At 64.5% G+C, this 26,172-nt stretch carries 23 protein-coding genes; 13 read left to right on the top strand and 10 right to left on the bottom strand.

Annotation, left to right across the window (positions count from 1 at the left end; genetic code table 11):
- Positions 1-22 precede the first annotated feature (22 nt).
- The 4 genes from NKH31_RS14145 to nadC form a co-directional block, all read right to left on the bottom strand.
- Positions 23-523 carry a hypothetical protein gene (locus NKH31_RS14145; RefSeq protein WP_254862439.1) on the bottom strand — a complete coding sequence of 167 codons (501 nt, stop codon included), beginning with the start codon at positions 521-523 and terminating at the stop codon, positions 23-25.
- A gap of 43 nt (positions 524-566) precedes the next feature.
- Positions 567-1,517 (bottom strand): D-2-hydroxyacid dehydrogenase, encoded by a 951-nt coding sequence (locus NKH31_RS14140; RefSeq protein WP_254862438.1) that lies wholly within the window; start codon positions 1,515-1,517, stop codon positions 567-569.
- Between the two features lie 98 nt (positions 1,518-1,615).
- Positions 1,616-3,088, bottom strand: a complete 1,473-nt coding sequence (locus NKH31_RS14135; protein ID WP_254862437.1) for an aldehyde dehydrogenase family protein — start codon at positions 3,086-3,088, stop codon at positions 1,616-1,618.
- A gap of 110 nt (positions 3,089-3,198) precedes the next feature.
- Positions 3,199-4,038 carry a carboxylating nicotinate-nucleotide diphosphorylase gene (gene nadC / locus NKH31_RS14130; RefSeq protein ID WP_254862436.1) on the bottom strand — a complete coding sequence of 280 codons (840 nt, stop codon included), beginning with the start codon at positions 4,036-4,038 and terminating at the stop codon, positions 3,199-3,201.
- A gap of 165 nt (positions 4,039-4,203) precedes the next feature.
- Between nadC and NKH31_RS14125 the strand changes: the two genes are divergently transcribed.
- The gene (locus tag NKH31_RS14125) at positions 4,204-5,484 is read left to right on the top strand and encodes a twin-arginine translocation signal domain-containing protein (protein ID WP_254862435.1); all 1,281 of its coding nucleotides are present in this window, start codon (positions 4,204-4,206) and stop codon (positions 5,482-5,484) included.
- A 45-nt stretch (positions 5,485-5,529) separates the two neighbouring features.
- Here NKH31_RS14125 and NKH31_RS14120 read toward each other — a convergent pair whose 3' ends face one another.
- From NKH31_RS14120 to NKH31_RS14105, 4 genes are all read right to left on the bottom strand, one after another.
- On the bottom strand, positions 5,530-7,119 hold the full coding sequence (locus tag NKH31_RS14120; protein WP_254862434.1) for an L-aspartate oxidase: 1,590 nt from the start codon (positions 7,117-7,119) through the stop codon (positions 5,530-5,532).
- Between the two features lie 3 nt (positions 7,120-7,122).
- Positions 7,123-8,256 carry a quinolinate synthase NadA gene (gene nadA / locus NKH31_RS14115; RefSeq protein WP_254862433.1) on the bottom strand — a complete coding sequence of 378 codons (1,134 nt, stop codon included), beginning with the start codon at positions 8,254-8,256 and terminating at the stop codon, positions 7,123-7,125.
- A gap of 222 nt (positions 8,257-8,478) precedes the next feature.
- Positions 8,479-9,486, bottom strand: a complete 1,008-nt coding sequence (locus NKH31_RS14110; RefSeq protein ID WP_254862432.1) for an NAD-dependent epimerase/dehydratase family protein — start codon at positions 9,484-9,486, stop codon at positions 8,479-8,481.
- Positions 9,487-9,593: 107 nt separating this feature from the next.
- Positions 9,594-11,159 carry an amidohydrolase gene (locus NKH31_RS14105; RefSeq protein ID WP_254862431.1) on the bottom strand — a complete coding sequence of 522 codons (1,566 nt, stop codon included), beginning with the start codon at positions 11,157-11,159 and terminating at the stop codon, positions 9,594-9,596.
- A gap of 100 nt (positions 11,160-11,259) precedes the next feature.
- Between NKH31_RS14105 and hmgA the strand changes: the two genes are divergently transcribed.
- Positions 11,260-12,489, top strand: coding sequence for a hydroxymethylglutaryl-CoA reductase (NADPH) (gene hmgA / locus NKH31_RS14100; RefSeq protein WP_254862430.1), 1,230 nt, complete (start codon positions 11,260-11,262; stop codon positions 12,487-12,489).
- 152 nt (positions 12,490-12,641) lie between these two features.
- Here the strand turns inward: hmgA and NKH31_RS14095 are convergent, their stop codons facing one another.
- On the bottom strand, positions 12,642-12,995 hold the full coding sequence (locus tag NKH31_RS14095) for a hypothetical protein (RefSeq protein ID WP_254862429.1): 354 nt from the start codon (positions 12,993-12,995) through the stop codon (positions 12,642-12,644).
- Positions 12,996-13,223: 228 nt separating this feature from the next.
- Between NKH31_RS14095 and ppsA the strand changes: the two genes are divergently transcribed.
- The 10 genes from ppsA (at position 13,224) to NKH31_RS14045 (ending at position 24,664) form a co-directional block, all read left to right on the top strand.
- A complete protein-coding gene (gene ppsA, locus NKH31_RS14090; RefSeq protein ID WP_254862428.1) occupies positions 13,224-15,560 on the top strand; it encodes a phosphoenolpyruvate synthase in 2,337 nt (778 codons plus the stop codon).
- A gap of 93 nt (positions 15,561-15,653) precedes the next feature.
- On the top strand, positions 15,654-16,748 hold the full coding sequence (mfnA, locus tag NKH31_RS14085) for a tyrosine decarboxylase MfnA (RefSeq protein WP_254862427.1): 1,095 nt from the start codon (positions 15,654-15,656) through the stop codon (positions 16,746-16,748).
- Between the two features lie 49 nt (positions 16,749-16,797).
- Positions 16,798-17,133, top strand: coding sequence for a hypothetical protein (locus NKH31_RS14080; protein WP_254862426.1), 336 nt, complete (start codon positions 16,798-16,800; stop codon positions 17,131-17,133).
- A 259-nt stretch (positions 17,134-17,392) separates the two neighbouring features.
- A complete protein-coding gene (gene metG / locus NKH31_RS14075; RefSeq protein WP_254862425.1) occupies positions 17,393-19,489 on the top strand; it encodes a methionine--tRNA ligase in 2,097 nt (698 codons plus the stop codon).
- Positions 19,490-19,587: 98 nt separating this feature from the next.
- Positions 19,588-21,360, top strand: coding sequence for a pyruvate kinase (pyk, locus tag NKH31_RS14070; RefSeq protein ID WP_254862424.1), 1,773 nt, complete (start codon positions 19,588-19,590; stop codon positions 21,358-21,360).
- Positions 21,361-21,434: 74 nt separating this feature from the next.
- Positions 21,435-21,707: a DUF7312 domain-containing protein gene (locus NKH31_RS14065; RefSeq protein ID WP_254862423.1), complete on the top strand. Its 273-nt coding sequence runs from the start codon at positions 21,435-21,437 to the stop codon at positions 21,705-21,707.
- 65 nt (positions 21,708-21,772) lie between these two features.
- Positions 21,773-22,363: an NfeD family protein gene (locus tag NKH31_RS14060; protein ID WP_254862422.1), complete on the top strand. Its 591-nt coding sequence runs from the start codon at positions 21,773-21,775 to the stop codon at positions 22,361-22,363.
- Between the two features lie 123 nt (positions 22,364-22,486).
- Positions 22,487-23,602 carry an SPFH domain-containing protein gene (locus NKH31_RS14055; RefSeq protein WP_254862421.1) on the top strand — a complete coding sequence of 372 codons (1,116 nt, stop codon included), beginning with the start codon at positions 22,487-22,489 and terminating at the stop codon, positions 23,600-23,602.
- 85 nt (positions 23,603-23,687) lie between these two features.
- Complete coding sequence (locus NKH31_RS14050; RefSeq protein WP_254862420.1) at positions 23,688-24,302, top strand: winged helix-turn-helix transcriptional regulator; 615 nt, start codon at positions 23,688-23,690, stop codon at positions 24,300-24,302.
- A 68-nt stretch (positions 24,303-24,370) separates the two neighbouring features.
- Positions 24,371-24,664, top strand: coding sequence for a DUF5779 family protein (locus tag NKH31_RS14045; protein ID WP_254862419.1), 294 nt, complete (start codon positions 24,371-24,373; stop codon positions 24,662-24,664).
- Between the two features lie 13 nt (positions 24,665-24,677).
- Here the strand turns inward: NKH31_RS14045 and NKH31_RS14040 are convergent, their stop codons facing one another.
- A complete protein-coding gene (locus NKH31_RS14040) occupies positions 24,678-25,361 on the bottom strand; it encodes a VOC family protein (protein WP_254862418.1) in 684 nt (227 codons plus the stop codon).
- A 110-nt stretch (positions 25,362-25,471) separates the two neighbouring features.
- Between NKH31_RS14040 and NKH31_RS14035 the strand changes: the two genes are divergently transcribed.
- Positions 25,472-26,167: a phosphoribosyltransferase gene (locus NKH31_RS14035; RefSeq protein ID WP_254862417.1), complete on the top strand. Its 696-nt coding sequence runs from the start codon at positions 25,472-25,474 to the stop codon at positions 26,165-26,167.
- Positions 26,168-26,172 lie beyond the last annotated feature (5 nt).

The raw sequence follows: 26,172 nt of genomic DNA, 5'->3' as shown, positions 1-26,172 counted from the left end.
GACGGGAGCCGACACCAGCAGATCACCAACGGGGGAGCCTCGAGGCGAGCACGGCGTACGAGAGTGAGCCGGCGGCGGTCGCCGCGGCGTACCCTGGCCGGACCGCATCGAGTTCGAGGGCCCAGATCAGTAAAATAGCGGTCGCCAGCGCGGTCGAGAGGAAACACGCGCTTCGGTGAAACCAGGACAGCGATGGGGATTGGGCGCTCACTGCGGACCGATCAACCCCGCCGCCACCGGATTCGACGTCACGTCGTTCCCGACGGACTGCAGGACCGTCCCGGCGGACGTACCGGCCGAGAACGTCGATCCGATCGACGACGAGCGAACCGAAGGCCCCCGCGCTGGCGCCCATCAGCGCGGCCACCGCGAGGACGTAGGGCGACGAGCCGACGGCCGTCGCCGCGGCGGCGAATGTACCGATGACCGCGCCCGCTATCGTACTGCTCAGCCCGCGCGACCGCCGTTCGAGCCGGGGCGGTCGATCCCGCGACCGACCGTCGACGTAGCGCCCGTCATCCATATGGCGCACCCACATCGACGGCAGCCGTAACCGTTTCCCTGGTTCACACGACGCGATTGCGCATATCGTCCAGTTTTCCGCTCGCGAAGCGTTCGAAGTTCTCGATGAAGATTTCGGCGATCCGATCGTAGTAGTGCGGCGTCGAGCCCGACACGTGTGGGGTGACGAGGACGTTGGGAAGATTCCACAGCGGCGAGTCGGCGGGCAAGGGCTCCGTCGAGAAGACGTCGAGCGCCGCCCCGCTGATCCGACCCTGCTGGAGCGACTCGACGAGCGCCTCCTCTACGACGACGTCGCCCCTGGCGACGTTGACGACGACGGCGTCGCGAGGCATGGTCCGGAGCGCTTCGCGGTCGATCAGTCCTCGCGTCTCGTCGGTCAGCGGACAGGCGAGGACGAGGTAATCCACTCGCGAGAGGACCGAATCGAGTTCGTCGGCCGGATACACCTCGTCGACGGCGTCGGGCGCGGTCGACGGATCGCGCTTCGTTCCGATCACCCGACAGCCGATCGCCGACGCGAGTTCTGCGGTTCGCCCGCCGATTGCCCCGAGGCCGACGATCCCGACCGTCTTGCTCGCGAGTTCGCCGCCGCTCTCTCGGAGCCACAGCGACTCGCGTTGACGGTCTCGTGCCTCGAAGAGCCCTCGCTCGATGCCGAGCATGGCCCCGAGCGCCCACTCAGCCATCGGCTGTCCGTGAACACCCGTCGCGTTCGTCAGGATGATGCCCGCGTTTTCCAGCGCGTCGAGGTCGTAGTGGTCGTAACCCGCGGTGCTCGCCTGCGCCCACTGTAGGTTCTGGGCTCGGTCGAGCCACTCGTCGGGGAGACTCGGCGTGAGCGCCGCCGTGGCGGTTTCGATCCCCGAAATCGACGCTTCGGGTGTCTCGGCGACCGTGACGGTCGCCCCCTCGAGTTCCTCCAGTCGGACGGCGAGCGTCTCTCGCGCCTCTTTCGAGTAGCGGTGCGGTATCAGGATCTCGTGGTCGCTCATCTCGCTGACCAATTCGTCCCGCGCAGTCTATTCTTTCGATTCCGGCCAAGCGCGTCTCACTCGACGCAGCCGAACCGACCGCGCAGATGACGCTCGGATCAGAACTGGTACTGTCGCGGCTCGTGCTGGATCGAGATCCACTTCGTCGTCGTCACTTCCTCCAGGATCGAGTCGGCGTTGTACCGCCCGAGTCCGGAGTCTTTCACGCCGCCGAAGGGGACGTGCGGTTCGTCGTTGATCGGCTGATCGTTTACGTGTATCATCCCCGTCTCGATGCCGTCGGCGATCCGACGCGCCTGTGAGAGATCCGCGGAGTGAACCGATCCGGAGAGACCGTGGACGGTGTCGTTCGCGAGTTCGATCGCCTCCTCGTCGTCCGCGTAGGGGATGACCGGGGCGATCGGGCCGAAGTGTTCGTTACACGCCGCGGCCATCTGGTTCGACGCGTCGGCGAGGACGGTCGGCTCGACCACCAATCCCTCGTGCTCGCCGCCGGTCACGATCGTCGCGCCCTCGTCGACGCTTTCCGCGACGAACTCCAGCATCGTGTCGCGCTGATTCTCGTCGATGATCGGCCCGATGACGGTGTCGTCGTCGAGCGGATCGCCGGCCGGGAGCGACGCGGCGCGGTCTGTTAGCGCGTCGACGTACTCGTCGTACAGAGACTCGTGGACGAGGTGGCGGTTGATCGAAATGCACGCCTGGCCCTGGTGGAGGAACGATCCGAAGACGGCGCCGTCTATCGCTCGATCCAGATCCGCGTTCTCGGTCACGACGTGGACGTTATTTCCGCCGAGTTCGAGCGCCGGCAGCGCCGTGTTCTCGGCCGCGCGTTTCGCCACTCGCTGGCCGATCTCCGTCGAGCCGGTAAAGGCGAGGACGCGCGGAATTTCGTGGCCCGCCATCGCGTCACCGATCTCCGAACCGCGTCCCGTAACGACGTTCAAGACGCCGTCCGGGAGGCCCGCCTCCTCGAAGAGCCGGGCGAGCAGGAGCCCGCCGGTGATCGGCGTATTCGACGCCGGCTTCAACACGACGGCGTTACCGGCCGCGATGGCCGGAGCGACGGCTCGCATCGAGAGGTGCAGCGGAAAGTTCCACGGCGAGATGACGCCGACGACGCCCACTGGGACTCGCTCGACGACGTTCTCCTTTCCGGGAACGATCGAGTCCGCGTGCTCGCCGGCCATGCGGAACGGATAGCTCGCCGCCTGCTGCATCATCCCCTTGGCCGTCTGCAACTCGGCGACGCTCTTTACCGAGGTGCTCCCGGATTCGACCGCCAGGAGTTCGACGACCTCGTCCCAGTGATCGGTCAGCGCCCGAAGCGCCCGGTTGCAGACGCTGGCCCGACGTTGGGGTGGTTGATTCGCCCAGGCTTCCTGGCAGGAGGCCGCAACTTCGTACGCGCGGTCGACATCCTCTTGCGTCCCAGCCGGAACCGTCGCGATCGTCTCGCGCGTGTACGGATTATCCACCTCGATCGACTCGCGATCGCCGGGTTCGATCCACTCGCCGTCTCGGTACAGTGCGTCCCATCCCGACTCCGGGGCTAACGGCAGCGTCGACATACCCGTTCGACGCGGTCTGCCGGTAAAGGAGGGAAACCCGCACGTGCAACCACTCGATCGGATCGTTGTGGCCCTCGTCCGGAGGAGAACGTCCGATACGTGACGAGCGCTCACTCGCCGGTCCGAAAGGAGAGATCGAGCGACGGTGCCGAGTGGGTGAGCGAGCCCATCGAGATGACGTCGACGCCCGTCGTCGCGTAGTCGGCGACGGTCTCCTCGGTGATCCCGCCGCTGGCCTCGGTCAGGACGCCCGCGTGACCGGCCGTCTCGAGTTCGTCGACGGCCCGACGAACCGATCCCGGGTCCATGTTGTCGAGCAACACGACGTCCGCTCCGACGTCGGCGGCGCGTACGGCGTCGTCGACGGCTTCGACCTCGACTTCGATCTTCGTCGCGAACGAACTGCGGTCGGTAAAGTGCGTTATCGCCCCTTCGAGACCCATCTCCGCGACGTGGTTGTCCTTCACCATCACCATGTGTGAGAGGTCGAGTCGGTGCGTGTCACCGCCGCCAGCGACCACGGCGCGCTTTTCGAGTCCGCGCAGCCCGGGCGTCGTCTTTCGCGTCGCGGCGACGCGTGGCGGAGGCGCCGTCCCATCGTCGCCGACCGCTCGCCGAACGTCGTCGACGACGCCTCGGGTTTTCGTCGCGATACCCGACGCGTGGCCGACCAGGTTGACTGCGAGACGCTCACCGCGGAGGATTTGCGTCGCCGATCCGTCGACCGAAAGGATCGTGTCGCCCGATTCGACCACCGTTCCCTCCTCGGCGCGCTCTACCACGTCGACGCCCAGGTACTCGAAGACGGCCGTCCCGGCGTCGAACCCCGCGGCGACGCCCGGTTCAGTCGCGACGAGTCGACCGGAGGTTTCGCCCGGCACCTGATTCGTCACGTCGTGGTGGCCGAGGTCCTCTCTGAGCCACCGTTCGATCTGTGATCCCGTAATCATGCTCGATATCGAACCCTTCCCTCCGAACCGCTTATCGCCACCGATTCGACAGCAAGTCCCGTCTCGAAGACCGAATCGTGTTACCCAATTCCGGCGAGAACACCACCGTGTGTCGAACCGATACGACAGCAACAGTTTCCCGGCTGGACCTCTAACTGGTGGTAAATGCAGCGGCCCGAACGTTCGAGGCGCACGTTTCTCGGTACGACCGCCGTCGCCGCGGGTACGGCCCTGGCGGGATGTCTGCTCCCTCGAGGGAATCTCGCGTCCGGGACGCCCTCGAAACTCACCTTCGAAGACGTCGACGAGCAATTTCGAACCCGGACCGAAGCGGTGTACGAACGCGTCGCCGAGATGATGGACGCGGCGGTCACCGACGAGACGGCGATCGAGCTCATCGACACGGCGGAGATGCAAGAGATAGCGGTCGGCATGGGCCTCACCGGAGAGACGACGACCCAGCAACTCGCTCACCGCGCGCTCGGGCTCGTCGATGATCTCGAACCCGAACTCCCGTTCGAGTTCGCCGGCGCGTACTTTCCGGGGTCGAGGACGATCACGTTCGTCGGCGAGGACGGGGACGATATCGACGATCAGTTGATCGCACACGAACTCTGTCACGCGATCCAGTTTCAATCGTCGGACGTCGGCAGTCTGAATCGGACCTGGTCCGCCGGGTTCGACCGATACAACGCGAAACAGGCGCTCGTCGAGGGCACCGCCCAGTACGTCGAAGACGAGTACGTCGGCGGCTGCGACGGCCACTTCTCGGAGTGTCACATCGGGGGACCACGAGCCGCTGGACTCAGCCGGGTCGATCCCGCATTGCTGCTCGCCTTCGGCGCGTACATCAACGGACACGAGTTCGCGGCCGCGCTCGCCGACCGAAACGGCTGGGACGCGATATGGGACGCCCACGCCACGCCACCCGTCTCGACCGGACAGATCCTCCATCCCGAGTGGTATCCGGATCGCGAACCGGAGCCGATCGAGTCGCCATCCCATCCGAGCGACCGGTGGTCGACGCTCGATACCGAGCAACTCGGCATGCAATCGCTCTTTGTCACCCTCTGGAACGAAGGAGTACTCCCCGAGGAATCGATCTACACGAACGGTGACGACGAGACGGACGAGGTGTTCTCCTCGCTCGTTCGGTATCGCGCCCCGGTATCCGACGCCTGGCGGGGCGACGCGTTCACCGCGTTTCGTCGATCCGACGGGCGCCACGGCTGGCGGTGGCAACTACGATTCTCAGATTCGAGCGCCGCCGAGACCAGTTTCGAGTACTTCAGCGAGTGGGCCGAGGCGCGGGGAGACCGTACGTCCGCGGGAGACGTCTGGGAGCGTACCGACCGGTATCTGACGCTCGCGATGGACGGAGACGAGTTGATCGTCGCGATGGCGCCCGAAGTGGATGAGCTGGACGCTATCGCGTCGACGAATTAGAATTGACCCAGAACCCAGGCGTTTCGCCGGTCGCGTTCGAACGGATCAGTGGTCGGCCGAGACGGTGGCGTTCGACTCCTCGGCGACGTAGTGACAGCCGACCGACTTCGGCCGTTCGCTCGCCGCCCGCGCGACGAGTACCGCCGTCACGGCGGCGTTCCGTAACTCGTAGAGGTCCCGTGAGGTCCGCGTCCGCACGTAGGCGTCTACCTCCCCTTTCAGCCGGCGGAGAACGCCACCGGCTCGCCGGACGTCGTCGGGGTCGCGGACGAGACCGAGGTTCTCGTCCATCGTCAGCCGGAGCCGAGTGAACTTCTCGGCCGCAAAACGCGGGGGCAGTTCTGGATCCGAGTTTCTGAGTTCCGGCGGATCGGGACGAGCCCGACGCCCCGCTTCCAGCGCGGCCGCGTCTTCGCCGGCTCTGAGCCCCCAGACGAGCCCTTCGAGGAGGCTGGTACTCGCCAGGCGGTTCGCGCCGTGGACGCCGGTCCGAGCGCACTCGCCGACGGCGTACAGTCCATCGAGACTCGCGCGACCGCGGTCGTCGACGTCGATTCCGCCACAGAGGAAGTGCTCGCACGGGGCGACCGGAATTCGATCGCCGTCGACGCCCCGATCTGCACACTTCGACGCCAGGTTCGGAAACGCCTCGACGAAGGGTTCTGAGAGCGTGCTCACGTCGAGGACGACCTCGCCGGTCCGCGCCCGCTCGGCCGCGACGGCCCGGGCGACGACGTCGCGCGGTGCGAGTTCTGCGTCCTCGTGAAGCGACGGCATAAATCGCTCGCCGTCCCCGTTCAGCAACCGGGCACCGTCTCCGCGAAGCGCCTCGGAGAGAAGGAACGTGGCCTCGTTCGACGGGTCACGAGCGTCTCGCGACTCGTCCCCCGCAAAGGCGGTCGGGTGGAACTGAACGTACTCCATATCCGCGACCTCGGCGTCGGCGAGCGCGGCCATCGCGATGCCATCGCCGGTCGATCCGGGTGGATTGGTCGTGTGACTGTAGAGCGAGCCGATACCGCCCGTCGCGAGGATCGTCGCGTTCGCGTAGATCGGATGACCGGACGACGACTTCTCGGTGAGGACACCGTGGACGCCGCGATCGTCGGCGAGCAAGTCGAGAACCGCCGTGTCGTCTCGCACCTCGATGCGATCGTGGTCGTCGATAAACCTGAGAAACGGTCTGAGGATGTGCGTCCCGGTCGACGCGTCGACGTGAAGAATCCGCTCGGTCGAGTGTGCGGCCTCTTTCGCGTAGTCGAACTCGCCGTCCGCGCGATCGAACTCGACGTCTATCGTCTCCAGTAAGACGTCCGTGACCGCGTCGTCCGCGTTCTCTACGAGGACGTCGACGGCGTTCGGATCGGCCGTTCCGTCGCTCGCTGCGATGATATCCCGTTTGAGCGAGGCGGGGTCGCCACGCGTCGTCGAGATGCCGCCCTGCGCCCAGTCCGTACTCGCATCGTCGGGCCGGCTGGCTTTCGTCAGGACGAGGACGCTGGCGCCGTCTCGAGCCGCACCGAGCGCGGCCGCACAACCCGCGATTCCCGAACCGACGACCAGTACGTCGGTCGATTCGACGGTTCGTCCGTCGACCTCCTCGGTGTCCGAACGGCCGGTTTCGTCGTCTGGCATCGGTCAGACCTCCAGCATCCGTTCGAGGGCGACCGCCGCGAGTTCCTTCTCCTCGGGGGCGACTTCGATCACGTTGCGCTCGCGACCGGCGACGAGTTCCTCTAAGACCCAGGTGAGGTAGTTCGGGTCGATCTGACGCATGGCGTTACAGTCCATGCAGGCGTCGCCACAGAGGGCGAGTACGTCGACCTCCGGGTGCCAGCGCTGGAGGTGTTCGGTGAGGTGGATCTCGGTACCGATCGCCCACGTTTCTCCCGGGTCCGCGCTCGCGATCGTCTCGCAGATGGTGCTCGTCGAGCCGACGACGTCGGCCGCCTCGACCACTTCGCGACGACACTCGGGGTGGACGACGACCTGCGCGTCCGGGTCGTCCTCGCGGATCGCCCGGACGTGGTCGGCCGTAAAGCGCTCGTGGACCTGACAGTAGCCGTCCCAGAGGATGATGTCCGCCTCGGCGACCGCTTCGGGGTCTTTCCCTTCGGGGTCCCACGGGTCCCAGGTCGCGATTCGATCCTCCATGCCGAGGTCGTAGGCGGTGTTCTCGCCGAGATGTTTATCCGGTAAGAAGAGGATCTTGTCGCCGCGCTCGAACGCCCATTCGAACGCGTTCGCGGCGTTCGAGGACGTACAGACGAGCCCGCCCTGGCTCGCACAGAACGCTTTCAGGTCGGCGTAAGAGTTCATGTACGTGATCGGAATGATATTCGCCTCCGGTGCAGCGTTCGTGATCTCGGCCCACGCGGCGTCGACCTGCAGGGCTTCTGCCATCCCGGCCATCGGACACGACGCCTCCATGCTCGGGAGGATCACGGTCTGGTCGTCGTCGGTGATGATGTCAGCGGACTCGGCCATGAACGTCACGCCGCCGAAGACTACGTACTCGGCGTCGGCTTCTGCCGCGCGCTTCGAGAGCTCGTACGAGTCGCCGATGAAATCTGCGTGCTCGACGATCTCTCGACGCTGGTAGTTGTGACCGAGCACGATCACGTCGTCGCCGAGCGTCTCGAGCGCCGACTCGATTCTCGGGGTGCGCTCGGCCTCCGAAAGGGTCCGGTACGCCGTCGGAAGTTGCTCGAGATTGTCGTACTTGAACAGGCTCAGATCCGTTTCGATCTCCGCGGATTCCATCGTTACCATGGCGACACCAGTTGATACCAGTCACTCATACCCCCTCTATGAAAAGATTTTATCTTCAATCCCGGTGTTTGGCAGAGATTGTGCGCACATATCGCACAATGTGCGGTCGACGTCCGTCGATCGGGCCGATACTGTGTGCCGTCAATACGCGCGTTCGAACCGGTGGACACGCTTCGCGTTCGAACCAGTTGACAGCTTCGCGTTCGAACCGGTCGACAGTCCCTACAGCGTGTCGAGGACGCCGAGGACGCGTTCTTCGTCCGCTCGATCCGGCCCGTGTTCGCGGCCGGTCCGATCGGACTCGATGTGATCGGCGACGGCTCGTTCCATCGCGGTCGAAAGCGGCGTCGACTCCCAGCCGAGACGCGCGACCTTCCCGGTCGAGAGCATGTGTGGCGGGTCCCGGTAGAGGATGAAATCGTCCATCTCGAGGTCGGCGGCGGCGAGTTCGCGCGGTCCGGCGGTGACGATCTCGACGCCCGGATCGTACTCGGGGTCGACGCTCGCGAGCGCCTCGTCGATCAGTTCGATCATTCCGCGCAGGGTGACCATCCGCTCGTCGCCGACGTTGTACGCCTCACCGGGTTCGCCCTCCTCCGCGACGATCCGCATCCCGCTCGCGACGTCCTCGACGTAGACGCGGTGCCAGACGTTCGTCCCGTCGCCCGGGACCACGACGCGATCGAATCGGCGGACGCGATCGATCCAGTAGTCCAGCCGCTCGGTGTAATCGTGCGGGCCGTAGACGATCGGCGGGCGGACGCTCATCGCGTTGACGCCGTCCTCGGCAGCCTCGAAGACGATTCGATCGCCCTCGGCCTTTCGCGGCCCGTAGCTGTCGTGATCTTCGTCGACCGCCTGTTCGTCCGTGCACTCGTGAATTGGGGTCGTCTCCTCGAGCTTTGGCAGGTCCTCGCGCTCGTAGGCGGAGCCGCTCGAGATGTAGACGTAGGCGTCGACGTCGTCGAACAGCTCCGTCGCCCGGCGCACGTCGCGCGGAAAGTACGCGACGCAATCGAAGACGACGTCCGGCTCGACGGCGGCCGCCCGCTCCAGGTCGTCGTCGTTCGTGCGATCGCCTTGTACGCGATCGACGCCCTCTACGTCCGCGAACGGATTGTCGTGATTTCCGCGGTTGAAGAGCGTCACGTCGTAATCGTGTTCGAGCAGATCCTCCACCAGGTGGCGACCGATGAAGCGCGTGCCGCCGATGACGAGCGCGTGGTCCATGTGGCGAGACTCGATTCGGTGGGGTAAAACGGTGCCGAAGGCGGTAGACGCGTTCGACGATCGTACGGAACGACTACACGTCCAACGAGGGACTCGTAGAAGACTGGTCAGGAGTCGTCGTAAACTACCTCCCCGCCCACGACCGTCCAGGCAACGTCGATTTCGTCGATCCGATCACGATTGTCCCACGGCGATTCGTCGAGAACCACCAGATCCGCCAGCTTGCCGATCTCGATCGTGCCCATCCGATCCTCGTCGAAGCCGGCGTAGGCCGCACCGGCGGTGTAGCCGCGCAGCGCCTCCGTCACCGAGAGACGCTGGCACGCCATCGGGGCGTTGACGGCGTGGTGAACGCCCAGTAACGGATCGAGCGGCATGCAATCCGAGCCGAGCGCGAGCGGGACGCCCGCGTCGAGAACGTCGCGCAGTCGGTTCGAGCGTTTTCGTCGCTCCTCGCCGAGGCGCTGGTCGTAGAGACCGTCCGGCTTGGCCCACTGGTGAAAGTTCGGCTGCATGGAGGCGACGAGTCCCGCTTCGGCCATCCGTTCGAGCTGGTCGTCCGTCGCGAGTTCGACGTGCTCGATCCGGTGGCGAGCCGTCTCGGTGTTCTCGGTTTCGGCCAGGACGTCGACGGTCTCCTCGATCGCCTCGTCGCCGATGGCGTGGACGGTGAGCTGGTAGTCGTGGGCGGCGGCCTCGGTGGCGATCGCGTTCAGCTCGTCGGGGTCGACGACCCACTGGCCGCGGCCGTCGGTCGGTGTCCCCTCCTCGGATCGATCGTTCGCTGGTAGATCCTCGTAGAGTTCGAACAGCTTCGCCGTCCGCGCGCCGATGCTGCCGTCCGTGAAGGACTTGATCGCGCCGGTTTGGACGAACTCGCTGCCGGCGTTCGTCGCCAGCCCAGCGTCGATCACGCTCTCCAGGTGATCGCTCCAGTAGTCGAGCCTGATACGACAGTCGAGTTCGCCGGCGAGTTCGAGGTCGCGATATATTCGCGGTGCGTGTGAGTTTCGAACCTTGTCGTGGACGCAGGTCACCCCGAGCGAGGTGGCGTGGTCGACGGCGGCGGTGACGAGATCACGCGCCTGCGCGTAATCCGGTTCAATCGCATCCCAGACGGCCTCGGTCGCGTCCTCGACGACGACGCCGGTCGGCGTCCCGCCGTCGGTCTCGACGTCGTGGTCAGGCATCTCGTCGACGAGGCGTTCGAGCGCGACCGAGTTGAGCGACGCCGTGTGCATGTCGACGCGCATGGCGACGACCGGTCGCTCCTCGCTGACGGCGTCGAGATCCTCCCGGGTCGGATACCGGGGCGCTGGCCACTCGCTCTCGTCGTACCCGAATCCGAGAATCCACTCGCGGTTAGAATCCGCCTGCGCGGAGAGCACGTCGATCGCGTCCGAGAGCTCGCTCGCGTCCGAGAGGTCCGCGTGGACCAGGTACGACCCCTGGCTCTCCATGTGCGTGTGCGCGTCGACGAATCCCGGCAGGACGACCCGACCCTCACAATCGATGACGTCGGTTTCGACGCCCTGGAGGTGTTCGATCTCGGTCGTCCGATCGACCCGCACGATGCGACCGTCTCTGATCGCGACGGCTTCGGCCGTTTCGTCCGGTTCCGAGAGCGCGTGAACCTCCCCGTTCACCAGGACGAGATCCGCTGCGTCTGTCATATCACTACGCGCGAGTGGGATACCCAAAACCGTTGCGTCACGAACGGGCGAGCGAGACGAATCAGCAACTGTTAGGACGGGGCCGCGTCTCGGGTGAGCCATGAGCGACCCCGAGACCCTCGCGGATCGCCTCCGCGCGGGCGAGATTCGGTTGCACGAACTCGAAGCGGAGACCGATCACGAGACGGCGGCGACGGCCCGGAGACGGTTCGTCGAGCGCGAGACGGATACCGACCTCGAGACCGTCGGCGACTACGCCTTCGCCGCCGAAGAGACAGAAACTGCCATCGAGAATCTGGTCGGCGCGGCGCAGATTCCCCTGGGCGTCGCCGGACCGGTGCCGATCGACGGGGGCGCGGCCGACGGCGAGTACTACCTGCCGCTCGCGACGACCGAAGGGGCCCTCCTCGCATCGGTCAACCGCGGTCTGTCCGTCATCCGCCGGGCCGGCGGGGCGACGGCGAGGGTGACCAAGAACGCCATGACGCGCGCGCCGGTGTTTCGCGTCGACGGCGTCGTCGAGGCCGCAGAAACCGTCGAGTGGGTCGGAGAGAACGAAGAGAGACTCCGCGAGGCGGCCGAGTCGACGACCAATCACGGCGAACTGCTCGGCGTCGAACCCTACGTCGTCGGCGACTCGGTCTTTCTCCGCTTCGCCTACGACACGAAAGACGCGATGGGGATGAACATGGCGACGATCGCGACGCGCGAGGCGTGCGAGGTCGTCGAGGCGGAGACGCCCGCCTCGCTCGTCGCCGTCTCCGGCAACCTCTGTTCTGATAAGAAACCGGCGGCGATCAACGCGATCGAGGGTCGCGGTCGGTCGGTCACCGCCGACGTCGTACTTCCGGGCGAGTTCGTCGAATCGCGCCTCGGAACGACCGCCGAGGGTATCGTCGAGGCCAACACCCGAAAGAACTTGATCGGCAGCGCGAAGGCGGGCAGCCTCGGATTCAACGCCCACGCGGCGAACGTCGTCGCGGCGGCCTTCCTCGCGACGGGTCAAGACGAAGCGCACGTCGTCGAGGGATCGAACGCGATCACGACGATGGACACCCGCGAGACCGACGGCGACGGTTCGGCCGACCTCTACGCGAGTATTTCGTTCGCCTCGCTCCAGGTGGGAACCGTCGGCGGCGGGACGAAACTCCCGACGCAGGCCGAATCGCTCGACCTGCTCGGCGTCCGCGGCGGCGGCGATCCAGCCGGTGAGAACGCAGACGCGCTCGCCGAGATCATCGCCGTCGGCGCGCTGGCGGGCGAACTCTCGCTGCTCGCCGCGCTCTCGTCTCGTCATCTCGCGAGCGCGCACGAAGAACTGGGTCGATAAGCTGGTTGTTGGTCGATGAGCGGATTGTAGGTCGATACGCGGGTCGTACGTTGGTTTCAGCCGGGCCGTCTCAGTGACGAGGTGAACCGATCCGAAATCGAACGCGTCGGTCGTTCGACGGCCAGCGCACCTCCCAGGAATCGACAGCGAGGTCACCCAGCGAGTTCCGCCAGCGCTCGGTTACGCCGACGGACGACGAGAACGACGTAGAGTCCCGACACGACGAGCACGAAGAGTCCGATGAGAACCTGCGCTCCCGTACCGACGAGGACGAACAGCCACCCGACCGCGACGCCGCCAAAGCCCCACGTCAGGTCGTACTGACCGACCAGGGCGTGGAGTGTAGCGACCGCCCCGAGCGTTGCTGCGAAGACCCAGCCCGCCAGGGTGATCGGCTCGAAGCCGGCGATCGTCGGCGTGAGAAACGTCCCGATCGCCAGGATCGCGACGACCAGGAGCGTTCCGAGGCCAATAATCGTCCCCTGAAGGTCAGCCGAATCGTCCATGCTCCGACTACCCGGGCGGGAAGAATAGCGCTGACGATCGACGAAACCGATGTCGCCGGCGAGAGCGTCGCTTCGACGAATGTATCCAGCCGCACCGAACGATCGTCGAAAGCGCACCATACGAGACGCAAATATTGCCAGTCGAGAGTCTCACTCGCTCGAAACCCTCACGATCGATCGCACCCTTCGGAAGCTTCTTTATTCACACCGTCAACACCACAGGTACAGATGGCTGTACTCTGGCTGGACGAGATCGGGGCCGACGACATCGAGACCGTCGGTGGCAAGGGTGCGTCCCTGGGTGAACTAACCGGGGCGGGCTTGCCGGTCCCGCCCGGCTTCGTCGTTACCGCGTCGACCTATCGATCGTTCATCGAAAACGCAGGAATCGACGAGGAGCTGTTCGAGGCCGTCGACGTCGACGTCGAGGACTCGAGCGCCCTCGCGACCGCCGCGGAACGCGCACAAGAACTCATCACCGAGACGCCGTTCCCGGATGACCTTCGCGAGGAGATCCTGGTCGCGTACGGGGAGATCGAAGAGAACGAGGAGGCGTTCGTCGCGGTCAGGTCCTCGGCGACCGCAGAGGACCTGCCTGACGCTTCGTTCGCAGGTCAACAAGAGACGTTTCTCAACGTCACTGGCGAGGACCTCCTCGATCGAGTTCGCCGGTGCTGGGCGTCGCTGTTCACCCAGCGGGCGATCTACTACCGACAGGAACAGGGATTCGACCACGCCGCCGTCAACATCGCCGTCGTCGTCCAGCAGATGGTCGACGCGGAGAAATCCGGCGTCATGTTCACCAGTCACCCGTCGACGGGCGACGCGACAATGATCGTCGAGGCGGCCTGGGGACTCGGCGAAGCCGTCGTTTCGGGGGCCGTCTCGCCCGATAACTACGTCATCGACCGCGAGAGCGGTTCGATCGACGCGACGGTCGCCGACAAGAAGGTAGAACACGTCAAGGACCCCGAAACGGGCGAAACCGTCGAAGTAGCCGTCGAGGACGAGCGACGAGAAAAGCGCGTCCTCTCGGACGCCGAGCTCCAGCGACTGATCGAACTCGGCGAACACGTCGAGGCCCACTACGGGAATCCGCAGGACGTCGAATGGGCGATGGCCGACGGCGAGGACTACATGTTGCAGTCGCGACCGATCACGACGATCGAAAACGGTGACGGCATCACCGACGCCGCCGAGATGGAAGCCGACACCGCGACGAGCATCACGGACGGAAGCGGTAAAGTCGAAGCGGTCGACGGCGAGTCCGGTGGGCTCGAGACGGCAGACGGTGAGCTCCTGGTCGACGGTCTCGGATCGAGTCCCGGACTGGTCTCCGGGCCGGCCCGACTCGTCACCCGCCTCGACGACCTCGATAAAGTCAGAGAGGGTGACGTGATCGTCACCGAGATGACCACGCCAGACATGGTTCCGGCGATGAAACGAGCGACGGGGATCGTGACCGACGAGGGCGGGATGACGAGTCACGCCGCCATCGTTTCGCGCGAGCTCGGCGTTCCCGCCATCGTCGGGACGACGAACGCCACCACCGTTCTGGAGGACGGACAGCTAATCACGCTGGATGGTGATAAGGGCCACATCCTGGCCGGATCCGAAGTCGAACCCGACGAAGCGGTCGAACCCGTCGAAGACGTCCGGCCCCAGTCGCCCGTAAAACCGATGACGGCGACCGAGGTCAAGGTGAACGTCTCCATCCCCGAAGCGGCCACCCGTGCCGCCGCGACCGGAGCCGACGGTGTCGGACTGCTGCGCACCGAACACATGATCCTCTCGCTGAATCGGACGCCCGCGAAGTTCATCGAGGACGAAGGCGTCGACGCCTACGTCGAAGAACTCGTCGAAGGCATCCGAACCGTCGCGGACGAATTTTATCCGCGACCGGTCCGCGTACGGACGCTCGACGCGCCGACCGACGAGTTCCGCCAGCTCGAAGGCGGCGAGGACGAGCCCGCAGAGCACAATCCGATGCTGGGCTACCGGGGAATCCGACGCAGCCTCGACCGTCCCGACGTGTTCGCCCACGAGCTAGAAGCGTTCCGACGCCTCTTCGACCTGGGCTACGACAACGTCGAGATCATGTTCCCACTCGTCAACGACGCGGAAGACGTTTACCGGACGAAGAAGCTCATGAAAGAGTCCGGGATCGATCCGGCAAAACAGACCTGGGGCGTAATGATCGAGACGCCCGCTTCTGCGCTCAGTGTCGAGGCGATGGCCGAAGCCGGTATCGACTTCGCCTCGTTCGGTACGAACGACCTCACGCAGTACACCCTCGCCGTCGACCGGAACAACGAGCACGTCGCCGACAAATTCGACGAACTTCACCCGGCCATCCTCCGATTGATCGGCGACGTGATCGAAACCTGCAGAGAACACGGCGTCGACACCTCGATTTGCGGCCAGGCAGGGTCGAAACCCGACATGGTGCAGTACCTCGTCAACGAGGGGATCAGCTCGATTTCGGCGAACATAGACGCGGTTCGCGACGTCCAGCACGAGGTCAAGCGCGTCGAGCAAAAGCTGTTGCTCGATTCGGTCCGATAGCGAGCGACGGTTCTCACCAGACAGCGTCCGTCTCATTTTCAGTGGTGCGCGGAGAACACAACAGATAAAGTCCTCACACTCGACGTCTGGCATATGCAGGCCGAGCCCCAGGGGTTCGACCGGGTGTTGTCTTCGATGTGCACGGAGCCCCATCCGGTCGCGAGAGACGCGGCCGAGCGATTTCTCGCGACGAATCCCGGCGACCCTGGCACGTATCCCGCCGTTTCCGAGCTCGAGGACCGGGCTATCTCGATGCTGGGTGAGATCGCCGGACTGGACGATCCTGGCGGCTACGTCGCGAGCGGCGGGACCGAAGCCAACATTCAGGCGGTGCGAATCGCTCGCGAGCGGGCGCGATCTCGCGGGATCGAAACGCCGACCGTCGTCATGCCGGAGTCGGGCCACTTCAGCTTCAAGAAGGCCGCAGACATTCTGGACGTCACACTCACCATCGTGCCGACTGACGGCGACCACCGGGTCCGACTCGACGCCGTCCGAGAGCGGGTCGACGCGGAGACGGCGCTCGTCGTCGGCGTGGCAGGTAGCACCGAGTACGGCCGCGTCGATCCACTCCGGGAACTCGGATCGATCGCCCACGAGTACGACGCGCTCTTTCACGTCGACGCGGCGTGGGGCGGGTTCGTGCTCCCGTTTACCGATCACGCGTGGAACTTCGCCGAAACGCCGGTCGATACGATGACGATCGATCCGCACAAGATGGGCCAGGCCGCGATTCCGGCCGGCGGATTGCTCGTCAGAGACGCGTCGCTACTCGACGAACTTGCCGTCAACACGCCGTACCTCGAGACGACGGCGCAGGCGACGCTCACGGGAACCCGCTCGGGGGCCGGCGTCGCGAGCGCCGTCGCCGCGATGGAAGAACTGTGGCCCGGCGGCTACGCCGCCCAGTACGAGCGATCGATGGCCAACGCGGAGTGGCTGGCCAATCGGTTCAGTGATCTGAGATACGAGGTCGTCGAGCCGTCGCTTCCGCTGGTGACCGCTGACGTCACCCGGGAGACGTTCGACGCGCTCAGAGCCGACGGATGGCGAATATCGCGGACGGGTGCGGGCGAACTCCGCGTCGTCTGTATGCCCCACGTGAGCCGATCGATGCTCGAATCGTTCGTCGACGATCTGAGGCGATACGAGTCCGTCGCCGAACCCACTGCGATCGGCGGAGATTGATCGACGATGGAACGAACGAAACCACGGGACGAATCGGGACCGAGCTAACGTGGGGCTCGACCGACTCGACCTGATCGCGATCGCCTCGATCTTCGGTATCGTCGGACTCTCGACGCAGGTCCCTCGTCCGTTCACGGCGGCGATGCTCGGCGGTCTCTGTTGCTCGCTCGCGACGTGGCGGTTGTACGGTGGACGACCCTGGGAAGCGACCGCCTGGCTCGTCTGGACCGTCGCGGCGATCGGACTGATCGTCTTCCCACCGGGGGCGGCGTCGACGGTCGGGATACTGGCGCTGATCGTGACGGGAACGGGACTCCTCCTCGCCGACCGGTTGTCGGTACTTCCGGCAGTCTGGGCGCGGCCGGTCGGCGCCGACGACCGGTAATCGACGGCGAGACGTGAGTAGAAAACGCTTTATCCGCCGTCCGAACATGGTCGTACGAGACATGCGCGTCCCACGTCGGTTCGAAGCGTCCATGCGTCCGCCGTGTGTACCTGGCGGATCGTCGCGGTGAGTCGGTCATACGGCACGCTAACGCGTCGATGAAACCCGGTTTTCCAACCCTCGACCTGCGAGTCGCATCGCGTTCGAACCAAAACCGGCGGGTTTTACGCCCGTCACGGTAACCAACAGACAAGAACACATGAGCCACGACCCATATCCGACGGACGAACCGGCGGTGGTGACGTGCGGCCTTCCCTACGCGAACGGGGACTTACACATCGGTCACCTCCGCGGCTATATCGGCGCGGACGCGTTCACTCGCGCGCTCGAAACGCTCGGTCAGCAGACCGCCTACGTCAGCGGTTCGGACATGCACGGGACGCCCGTCGCCGTCAACGCTGAGAGCGATGGCGTCGATCCCGAGGAATTTGCCCTGCGCTGGCACGAACAGTACCGTGAGACGTTCCCGCGCTTTAACGTCGAGTTCGACAACTACGGCCACACGCACGACGAGACTAACACCGAACTCACCCGCGAGATCGTCCGCACGCTGGACGAGGAGGGGTACGTTTACGAGGATGAAATTCTCGTCGCGTACGATCCGATCGCCGACGACTACCTTCCCGATCGCTACGTCGTCGGCACCTGTCCGTACTGCGGCGAGAAGGCCCGCGGTGACGAGTGTGACGAAGGGTGTCAGCGCCACCTCGAACCGGGCGAGATCGAAGAGCCGCGAAGCGTCCGCACGGACAACCCGGCGGAGTACCGCGAGCGGACGCACAAGTTCTTCCGCGTCTCCGAGTTCGCCGAGTACCTCACAGACTTCCTCGACGGGCTCGAAGGGACGTCGAACGCGCGCAATCAGCCACGGCAGTGGATCGAAGAGGGTCTGCAAGACTGGTGTCTGACCCGCGACATGGAGTGGGGAATCGACTATCCGGGCGAAACGGACGAAGATATCGTCCTCTACGTCTGGGTGGACGCACCGATCGAGTACATCGCAAGTACGAAGCAGTACGCAGAGCGCGTCGGCAGCGACGAGTACGACTGGGAGCGAGTGTGGAAAGAAGACGGCGAAATCATTCACGTGATCGGCCGAGACATCATCCAGCACCACACGATCTTCTGGCCGGCGATGCTCGAAGCCGCAGGGTACAACGCCCCGCGCGCGGTCGCCGCGACCGGCTTCATCACGATCAACGGAAAGGGTCTCTCGACGAGTCGTAACCGCGCGGTCTGGGCAAACGAGTACCTGGAGGAGGGCTTTCATCCCGATCTACTTCGGTACTACCTGACGACGACTGGCGGCCTCCAGCAAGACGTCGACTTCTCGTGGGACGCGTTCCAGGAGAAGGTTAACGGCGAACTGGTCGGTACCGTCGGCAACTTCTGGTATCGAAGCCTGCTCTTCGCTCACCGCAACTTCGAGGGAACGCCGGAGACGGACGTCTCCAGGGAGGTCGAAACGCGAATCGAGGAGGCGATCGTCGAGGTTCGCGAGGCGATCAACGACTACTCGCTTCGCGGCGTCGGCCAGGCCGCGACGCGGCTCGCGCAGTTCGGTAACGAGTACATCCAGCGCAACGAACCGTGGAAACTCACCGACGAGGATCCCGATGCGGCGGCCCAGGTCATCCGCGACTGCGTCCAGCTCGCGAAGGCCGTCGGCGTGCTACTCTACCCGATCACGCCCGAAAAATCACAGACGCTGTGGGAACAGATCGGCGAGGACGGCGACGTTGCGGACGTCCGCATCGAAGCCGCCCTCGACAGCCCGCCGCGTCACTTCGAGGAGCCGGGCGAGCTATTCGAGAAACTCGACGACGATCGGGTCGACGAATTGAACGATGCGCTCCGCTCTCGAATCGACGCGGCGGCGAGCGACGAGCCGAGTCCGGACGAAACCGAAAGCGACGACACCGCGGCCGACGAATCCGAAACCATGGCTGAGACCGACGATCTCGAACCGCTGGCAGACAATCGCATCAGTTTCGAAGACTTCCAGGCGGTCGACATCCGGGTCGGACGCATCGAAGTCGCAGAGGGAATCGACGGTGCGGACGACCTCGCCCGACTGGAAGTCGACATCGGGTTCGAAACCAGACAGGTCGTCGCCGGCATCAAGCGCCTCCACGATCTGGATGAGCTACCCGGCCAGCGTTGCGTCCTGCTCGCAAACATGGAACCGGCCGAACTGTTCGGCGTCGAATCGAACGGGATGGTCCTCGCGGCGGGCGACGACGCGGACCTGTTGACGACCCACGGCGACGCCCAACTCGGCGAGAAGATCCGGTAGGTGCGCGCGAGCGCACACGACGGGCGGCCGCTGATCGATCCGGGGCACTCGATCGACGTCAGCGTACATTTTTCCCTGCCTCGCTCGTAGGCCGGCGTATGCGAAACGCCAAGATCGTCTGCACGCTCGGACCCGCCTCGAGCGACCGCGAGACGATCCGAAAACTGGCAGAGGCGGGCATGTCCGTCGCCCGGTTGAACGCGAGTCACGGCGAGACGGACGATCGAGCCGAACTCATCGAGCGCGTTCGGGCGGTCGACGAAGCGCGTCGCCACCCGATCGCCGTCATGCTGGACCTGCAGGGCCCGGAGGTTCGGACCGCGCCGCTTTCGGACGACCGAACGATCACGCTCGAAACCGGCGGTTCGGTCACGCTGGTCGAAGGTGACACCGCGTCTGCGGACGAGATTGGCCTGTCTACGTGGATCGGTGGCGTCACGCGAGGCGACCGCGTGTTACTCGACGACGGGCTTATCTCGCTCTCCGTAACCGACGTGACGGGAGAGACCGTCACCGCGCGCGTCGATAGCGGCGGCGAACTCGAGGGGCGAAAGGGCGTGAACGTTCCCGGCGTCGACCTCGATCTGGAGACCGTCACCGAGAGCGATCGGCGCGAACTCGAACTCGCCGCCGAGTACGAGGTCGACTTCGTCGCCGCGAGTTTCGTCGGATCCGCCGCGGACGTCTACCAGGTCAACGAGGAACTAGAAGCCCTCGGCGTGGAAATCCCGATCGTCTCGAAGATCGAGCGGGCCGACGCCGTCTCGAACCTCGACGAACTCGTCGACTCCTCGCAGGGAATCATGGTCGCCAGGGGAGACCTTGGCGTCGAGTGTCCGATGGAGGACGTCCCAATGATACAAAAGCGGATCATCCGGCGCTGTCGCGAGAGCGGCGTCCCCGTCATCACGGCGACGGAAATGCTCGATTCGATGGTTCACTCCCCGCGACCGACGCGGGCGGAGGCCTCCGACGTCGCGAACGCCGTCCTCGACGGTACCGACGCCGTAATGCTCTCGGCGGAGACGGCCGTGGGCGACGATCCCGTCAGGGTGGTCGAAACGATGCGTCGAATCGTTCGCGAGGTCGAACGGTCCGAAGAGTACGAGGAAGTCGTCGAGAGTCGCGTGCCCATAACCGGAGCATCGAAAACCGACGCGCTCGCCAGATCGGCCAGATACCTCGCTCGAGACGTGGGCGCAGACGCCATCGTCGCGGCGACGGAATCGGGGTACACGGCGCTCAAGGCCGCGAAGTACCGCCCGACGATTCCGGTCGTCGGCTCGACGCCGCACGACGACGTGCGACGACGATTGGCCCTCAGCTGGGGTGTCACGCCGGTGTACGCACCGATCTCGGATCAGAGCGCCGACGCCGTCATCGAGCGAGCCGTCCAGTCGGCGATCGACGCCGAGGTCGCCGAGAGCGGCGATACGGTCGTCGTTCTCTGCGGGATGATGACTGAACTCGAGGGGGCGAACACGACGAACATGTTGAAGGTCCACGTCGCGGCGGACGCGCTGGATACCGGCCGTGTCGTCGTCGAAGGACGCGCGAGCGGTCCTATCGCCCACGCACCCGACGGCGATTTGAGCGAGGTTCCGGCCGGCGCGATTCTTTCGCTCGGGCACGAATTCGACGACGAGTTCGCGGGCGACTTCGAGACCCTGGCGGGGATCGTCGACGCCAGACCGGGAATGACCGGCTACTCGGCGCTCATCGCCAGGGAACTCGAGATCCCGATGCTCAGCGGGGCCGACATCACCGACCTCGAACCGGGCCGGATCGTGACGATCGACGGCGGTCGCGGTGTCATCTACGACGGTGAACTGGCCCACCACGAACCGGATACCGACCGAGACGAAGCGTAAGTGCCGGGGCGGGGCAGCCCGGATTCACACTGAGAGACCGCGACTTTTTCACCGTTCGTCGAGTAGAACGCGGTATGACTGGCGAGGCGGATCGGGATGGAGAGATAGATGAGACGCCGATACACACTCACGAAAGTCCCGACTTCTCACAGATAACGCCGGAGACCGAGTCGACGACCGAGTCTGGCCCAGAGACGGCGGACGAACGGCCCTCACAGCAGTTTCCCGAACCGGGATCGACGCCGGTCGTCGCGGGGACGGTCGATCGCGAACACGCCCTGTTCGTGGTTCTGGGCGCGTTGACGACCGTGATTGTCGTCGCCCGAACGATGGGAATCGGATTCTGAGCCGCGTTTCATCAGGACCGTACTGACAGTAAACATTTAATCGGACCCGGCCCCTACCAACGGATATGCTCGAGTTACTGGTTTCGAACGCCGCGCTCGCTCTGCTCGCCGCCGGATTGCTCCTGATGGCGATCGAGGCGATGTCACCGGGCGCGTACTTCATCGTCATCGGCGTCGCCATGGCCGGTGCCGGCCTGATCGGCCTTCTCGTACCGGGTGGACTCGGCGTGCTCGTCCTCGCCGGATTGACGCTGTTGATCGGTCTCGCAGCGACCTGGATATACCGCGAGTTCGACTTCTACGGCGGGAAGGGACGAGACCAGACGAGCAACTCGAGTTCGCTCGCCGGCGCGACCGGCTACGTAACCGAGACCGTCACGCCCCGGGGTGGCGAGGTGAAACTCGACAGCGGAGGCTTCGCACCCATCTACAGCGCGCGCACGACGGGCGGGGAAATCGAAGCCGGATCGGAGGTCATCGTACTCGACCCCGGCGGCGGAAACGTCCTCACCGTCGAAGAGATGGACGCGATCGAGGCCGACGAAATCGATCGCGCACTCGCTCGCGACGCCGAAGAACGCGAGCGGCAACCGGAGGAACCAACCACGGAGTCCGACGAGGACCGAACGGATACCGACCTCGAAACCGAGCGGTAGTACGGTGTCAGTTACCGTCCTGGAGGTCCACGACGGGAGAGAGGACTGATTGCGCCACCCGGTGACGTTATTTCTCGTTCTGGAACGACAACACTTTTTAGGTAATCTGCGTAAGTATCCCCTATGGCAACGACATCGATACTCATCATCAGTGCGCTCCTCTTCATCGTCGTCATCGCGGCGCTTTTGAGCGCAGTGGAGATCGTCAACGCGTACGAACGACGTGCGCTGACCGTCTTCGGGGAGTACCGCAAACTCCTGGATCCGGGAATCAACATCATCCCGCCGTTCGTCTCGAAGACGTACAAATTCGATATGCGGACCCAGACGTTAGACGTGCCGCGCCAGGAAGCCATCACGCGAGACAACTCCCCGGTAACCGCAGACGCCGTCGTCTACATCAAGGTGATGGACGCGAAGAAGGCGTTTCTCGAAGTCGACGACTACAAGAAGGCCGTCTCGAATCTCGCCCAGACGACGCTCCGGGCCGTCCTCGGCGACATGGAACTCGACGATACGCTCAACAAGCGCCAGGAGATCAACGCCCACATCCGCCAGGAACTCGACGAGCCGACCGACGAGTGGGGCATCCGCGTCGAGAGCGTCGAGGTCCGCGAGGTCAACCCCTCCCAGGACGTCCAGCGCGCGATGGAACAGCAGACCTCCGCCGAGCGAAAACGCCGCGCGATGATCCTCGAAGCGCAGGGTGAACGGCGGAGCGCCGTCGAGAAAGCCGAAGGTGACAAACAGAGCCAGATCATCCGCGCCCAGGGTGAAAAACAGAGTCAGATCTTAGAAGCCCAGGGTGACTCCATCTCGACGGTCCTCCGGGCACGATCGGCCGAATCGATGGGCGAGCGCGCCGTCATCGACAAGGGAATGGACGCCCTGACAGAGATCGGAACGAGCGAATCGACGACGTTCGTCCTGCCACAGGAACTGTCCTCGATGATCGGTCGCTACGGCAAACACCTCACCGGTAGCGACATCGCCGAAGGCGACGGTACGCTAGAGAGCCTGGAATTCGACGAGGAGACGCGCGAACTGATCGGCCTCGACGATATCGCCGAGATCATCGGCGAGATCGACGAGGAAGCCGACATGGACATCGAGGCCATGGAGCAGGAAGCCCAGCGCATCAAAGAGGGCAAGGATCCGGCCAACATCGCCGATCCGGACGAGGTAATCGAAGAGATGGATCAGGAGTTTAGCGCCGACAGGAATCAGAAAACCAACTAGTCTCGAATCCGGACGGTTACATTCGACGGATCGAATTCGAACGAAACGTGTTTTACCGTAGAGCGTGAATATCGAGTAGAGTCAGATGGGTCGAGACGACCGCGTCGATGCCGACAAACGGGCGACGCTCCGCCGATTCGCGACCGTCGGAGCCACCGCGCCGTTCGTCGGCGCCGGTTCGGCAGCCGCAGAAACCGGCGAAAGCGAAGTTCGAGACGCCATCTCCGGATATCTGACGACGACACCCGGTGCCCACTTTTCGAAGATTCGAGACGACCTCAAACTCGGAACCGGCGAGGCCCAGCACCACCTCCGGACGCTCGAGGAAGCGGGTCGGGTCGAACAGTATCGAGACGGCGATTATCGCCGGTTCGTCGCCGCCGGTCGGTTCGACGACTTCGAAAAGACGGCGCTTGGCTACCTTCGGCGCGAAACGCCGCGAGGAATGATAATCCAGCTACTGCGAGAGCCGGCGGTGAGTGCGAGAGAACTCGCCGAGAACCTCGACGTCTCGGCTCCGACGGTGAGTAAGTACGCCGCGTCGCTCGAAGAGGCGCAACTGTTAACACGCGAAGACGGGTACGCGCTGGTCCGTCCGGAGTCCCAGCTGGTCTTGCTCACCAGACACGCCGATTCGTTCGGATCAGACGCCGTCAGCCTGGCGGGCGAGGCGGATTCGCTCGTCTCCTACACAGGCTAATCGAGAATCGACGCTCGACACACGGAGGTGGGGAACGCTTTTAGGATCTGGGGCCAATCGTCGGAGAGATGAGTGACTTCGACCTCGATCTTCGGGCGATGGAAGAGCACATCGAGGAATCCGACACGCCGGTCGACGGCGACATCGTACTCGACTTTCTCGACGGTTCGACGCCACCGGCTGAACGCGTCGAGACCGTCGCCGACGGAAACGTTCTGGTATTGTGTGTCGACGGCGACGTCAACGAACTGGCTGCCGGATTCGCTCGGCAGGTTTCGGAACTCGGCGGCAACCTGGTTCACTTTCGCGGATTTCTACTCGTGACGCCACCGGACGTAGAGGTCGACAACAGTCGATTGTAGTCGCCGAGACGACCTACCGATCGATGAGCGTCAGGTGGTGACCGTCCGGATCGACGACGACCCGCCCGTCGTCGGTTCGATCGGTTCGACAAGCGAGCGAGTCGACGGTATCGACGACGCGATCAGGATCCTCGCAACTGAATCCGAGATCGACGTGGACGCCGCCTCGCGCGTCTGCGATACCTAGTTGTGGTTCCCAGAGTTCGAGGGCCATCGGTCCAGCCATCCGGATCCGACGGCGATCGGTCCCGCGGTCGACGGTTTCGAATCCGAGCGCCTCGTAAAACGTCTCGGCGCGATCGAGCGAACCTACCTCCAGAGCGACCTCGAATATCCCGCAGATCCCGGGACCCGAGACGTCGCGCTGACCCAGCTCGACGCAGTTTCCGTCCGGATCGTACAGGTAGAGCGATCGGGCGTCGCCGAACTGAAATTCCTCCAGATCGTGGGCCGCGTCGAGTCGATGCCACCACGCCTCGTACGATTCAGCCGGGATCGAACACGCGAAGTGGGTGTGGATGCCGCCCCGAGGAATTTCGGAGGGCCGTCGCAGGATCAACGTGGACGGTCCGACCTCGTAGCTGATTTCGGTGGCTCGTTCGTCGGCGATCGACAGGTCGAGCGTCTCTTCGTAGAACGAGCGAGCGGGTGGCAGATACTTCACCTCGAGGGCGAGCCAGGCGAGATCGGTGAGCATGGATACCCTTCACCGAGGGCCGCAAAAGGCGTGCTGGTCACGACCGGGCGGCCGTCATCGACAACGGACCATTTAACCGGTGGTACTGCGTGAACACACGCCAGAGACCGATGTCCGAGTTACCGGATGATTTCAGCTGTACGATCACCAACTGGGAGTACATCTACAGCCTCTGTCGAGAGGTGAGCCAACAGGTTAGACGCGACTCGTTCGAACCGGACGTAATCGTCGCGCTCGCGCGCGGGGGCTGGTTCGCCGGCCGCTGTTGCTGTGACTTTCTCGGCCTCGACGACCTGACGAGCCTGAAGATGGAACACTACGTCGGTACCGCAGAGAAATCGGGCGAACCAACTATCCGCTACCCCATGCCAGAGGGCAGCGTCGAGGGCAAAAACGTCCTGATCATCGACGACATCGCCGATACCGGCGGCTCGATCGAGCACGCACACGAGTACGTCAGCGATCGCGGTGCCAAAACGGTTCGGACGGCGACGCTCCAGCTGCTCGGGACGAGCGAGTTCGAACCTCAGTACGTCGGCGAACGCCTCGAATCGTGGACGTGGATCGTCTACCCCTGGAATTTTATCGAGGACATGATCGATCTGCTCTCCGGCGTCATGGAACGAGCCGACCAGGAGACGTTCACCGCAGACGAACTCAGACACCAGCTGGCGAGCATCCACGATATTCAACGCATCGAGATGGAGATCGCCCAGCCCGACCGCCTCCCGGAAGTGCTCACGGAGATGGACCGACGCGGCGTAATCGAGCGTGCGGGAAGCGACGAGTGGCGACTCAGTTCCTGACCGCG

Origin of the sequence: Halovivax gelatinilyticus, assembly GCF_024300625.1 — an archaeon.
GTDB lineage: Archaea > Halobacteriota > Halobacteria > Halobacteriales > Natrialbaceae > Halovivax > Halovivax gelatinilyticus.
This window is presented reverse-complemented; position numbering and strand designations above follow the sequence as displayed.

Excerpts from the sequence above, each read along its gene's own strand:
- NKH31_RS14045 (WP_254862419.1), top strand. The coding sequence starts at position 24,371 with ATGAGTGACTTCGACCTCGATCTTCGGGCGATGGAAGAGCACATCGAG.
- ppsA (WP_254862428.1), top strand. The coding sequence starts at position 13,224 with ATGGCTGTACTCTGGCTGGACGAGATCGGGGCCGACGACATCGAGACC.
- NKH31_RS14105 (WP_254862431.1), bottom strand. The coding sequence starts at position 11,159 with ATGACAGACGCAGCGGATCTCGTCCTGGTGAACGGGGAGGTTCACGCG.
- NKH31_RS14120 (WP_254862434.1), bottom strand. The coding sequence starts at position 7,119 with ATGCCAGACGACGAAACCGGCCGTTCGGACACCGAGGAGGTCGACGGA.
- nadA (WP_254862433.1), bottom strand. The coding sequence starts at position 8,256 with ATGGTAACGATGGAATCCGCGGAGATCGAAACGGATCTGAGCCTGTTC.
- NKH31_RS14040 (WP_254862418.1), bottom strand. The coding sequence starts at position 25,361 with ATGCTCACCGATCTCGCCTGGCTCGCCCTCGAGGTGAAGTATCTGCCA.
- hmgA (WP_254862430.1), top strand. The coding sequence starts at position 11,260 with ATGAGCGACCCCGAGACCCTCGCGGATCGCCTCCGCGCGGGCGAGATT.
- NKH31_RS14060 (WP_254862422.1), top strand. The coding sequence starts at position 21,773 with ATGCTCGAGTTACTGGTTTCGAACGCCGCGCTCGCTCTGCTCGCCGCC.
- NKH31_RS14095 (WP_254862429.1), bottom strand. The coding sequence starts at position 12,995 with ATGGACGATTCGGCTGACCTTCAGGGGACGATTATTGGCCTCGGAACG.
- metG (WP_254862425.1), top strand. The coding sequence starts at position 17,393 with ATGAGCCACGACCCATATCCGACGGACGAACCGGCGGTGGTGACGTGC.
- nadC (WP_254862436.1), bottom strand. The coding sequence starts at position 4,038 with ATGATTACGGGATCACAGATCGAACGGTGGCTCAGAGAGGACCTCGGC.
- NKH31_RS14050 (WP_254862420.1), top strand. The coding sequence starts at position 23,688 with ATGGGTCGAGACGACCGCGTCGATGCCGACAAACGGGCGACGCTCCGC.
- NKH31_RS14140 (WP_254862438.1), bottom strand. The coding sequence starts at position 1,517 with ATGAGCGACCACGAGATCCTGATACCGCACCGCTACTCGAAAGAGGCG.
- NKH31_RS14035 (WP_254862417.1), top strand. The coding sequence starts at position 25,472 with ATGTCCGAGTTACCGGATGATTTCAGCTGTACGATCACCAACTGGGAG.
- NKH31_RS14055 (WP_254862421.1), top strand. The coding sequence starts at position 22,487 with ATGGCAACGACATCGATACTCATCATCAGTGCGCTCCTCTTCATCGTC.
- NKH31_RS14110 (WP_254862432.1), bottom strand. The coding sequence starts at position 9,486 with ATGGACCACGCGCTCGTCATCGGCGGCACGCGCTTCATCGGTCGCCAC.
- mfnA (WP_254862427.1), top strand. The coding sequence starts at position 15,654 with ATGCAGGCCGAGCCCCAGGGGTTCGACCGGGTGTTGTCTTCGATGTGC.
- NKH31_RS14125 (WP_254862435.1), top strand. The coding sequence starts at position 4,204 with ATGCAGCGGCCCGAACGTTCGAGGCGCACGTTTCTCGGTACGACCGCC.
- NKH31_RS14145 (WP_254862439.1), bottom strand. The coding sequence starts at position 523 with ATGGATGACGGGCGCTACGTCGACGGTCGGTCGCGGGATCGACCGCCC.
- NKH31_RS14135 (WP_254862437.1), bottom strand. The coding sequence starts at position 3,088 with ATGTCGACGCTGCCGTTAGCCCCGGAGTCGGGATGGGACGCACTGTAC.
- NKH31_RS14065 (WP_254862423.1), top strand. The coding sequence starts at position 21,435 with ATGACTGGCGAGGCGGATCGGGATGGAGAGATAGATGAGACGCCGATA.
- pyk (WP_254862424.1), top strand. The coding sequence starts at position 19,588 with ATGCGAAACGCCAAGATCGTCTGCACGCTCGGACCCGCCTCGAGCGAC.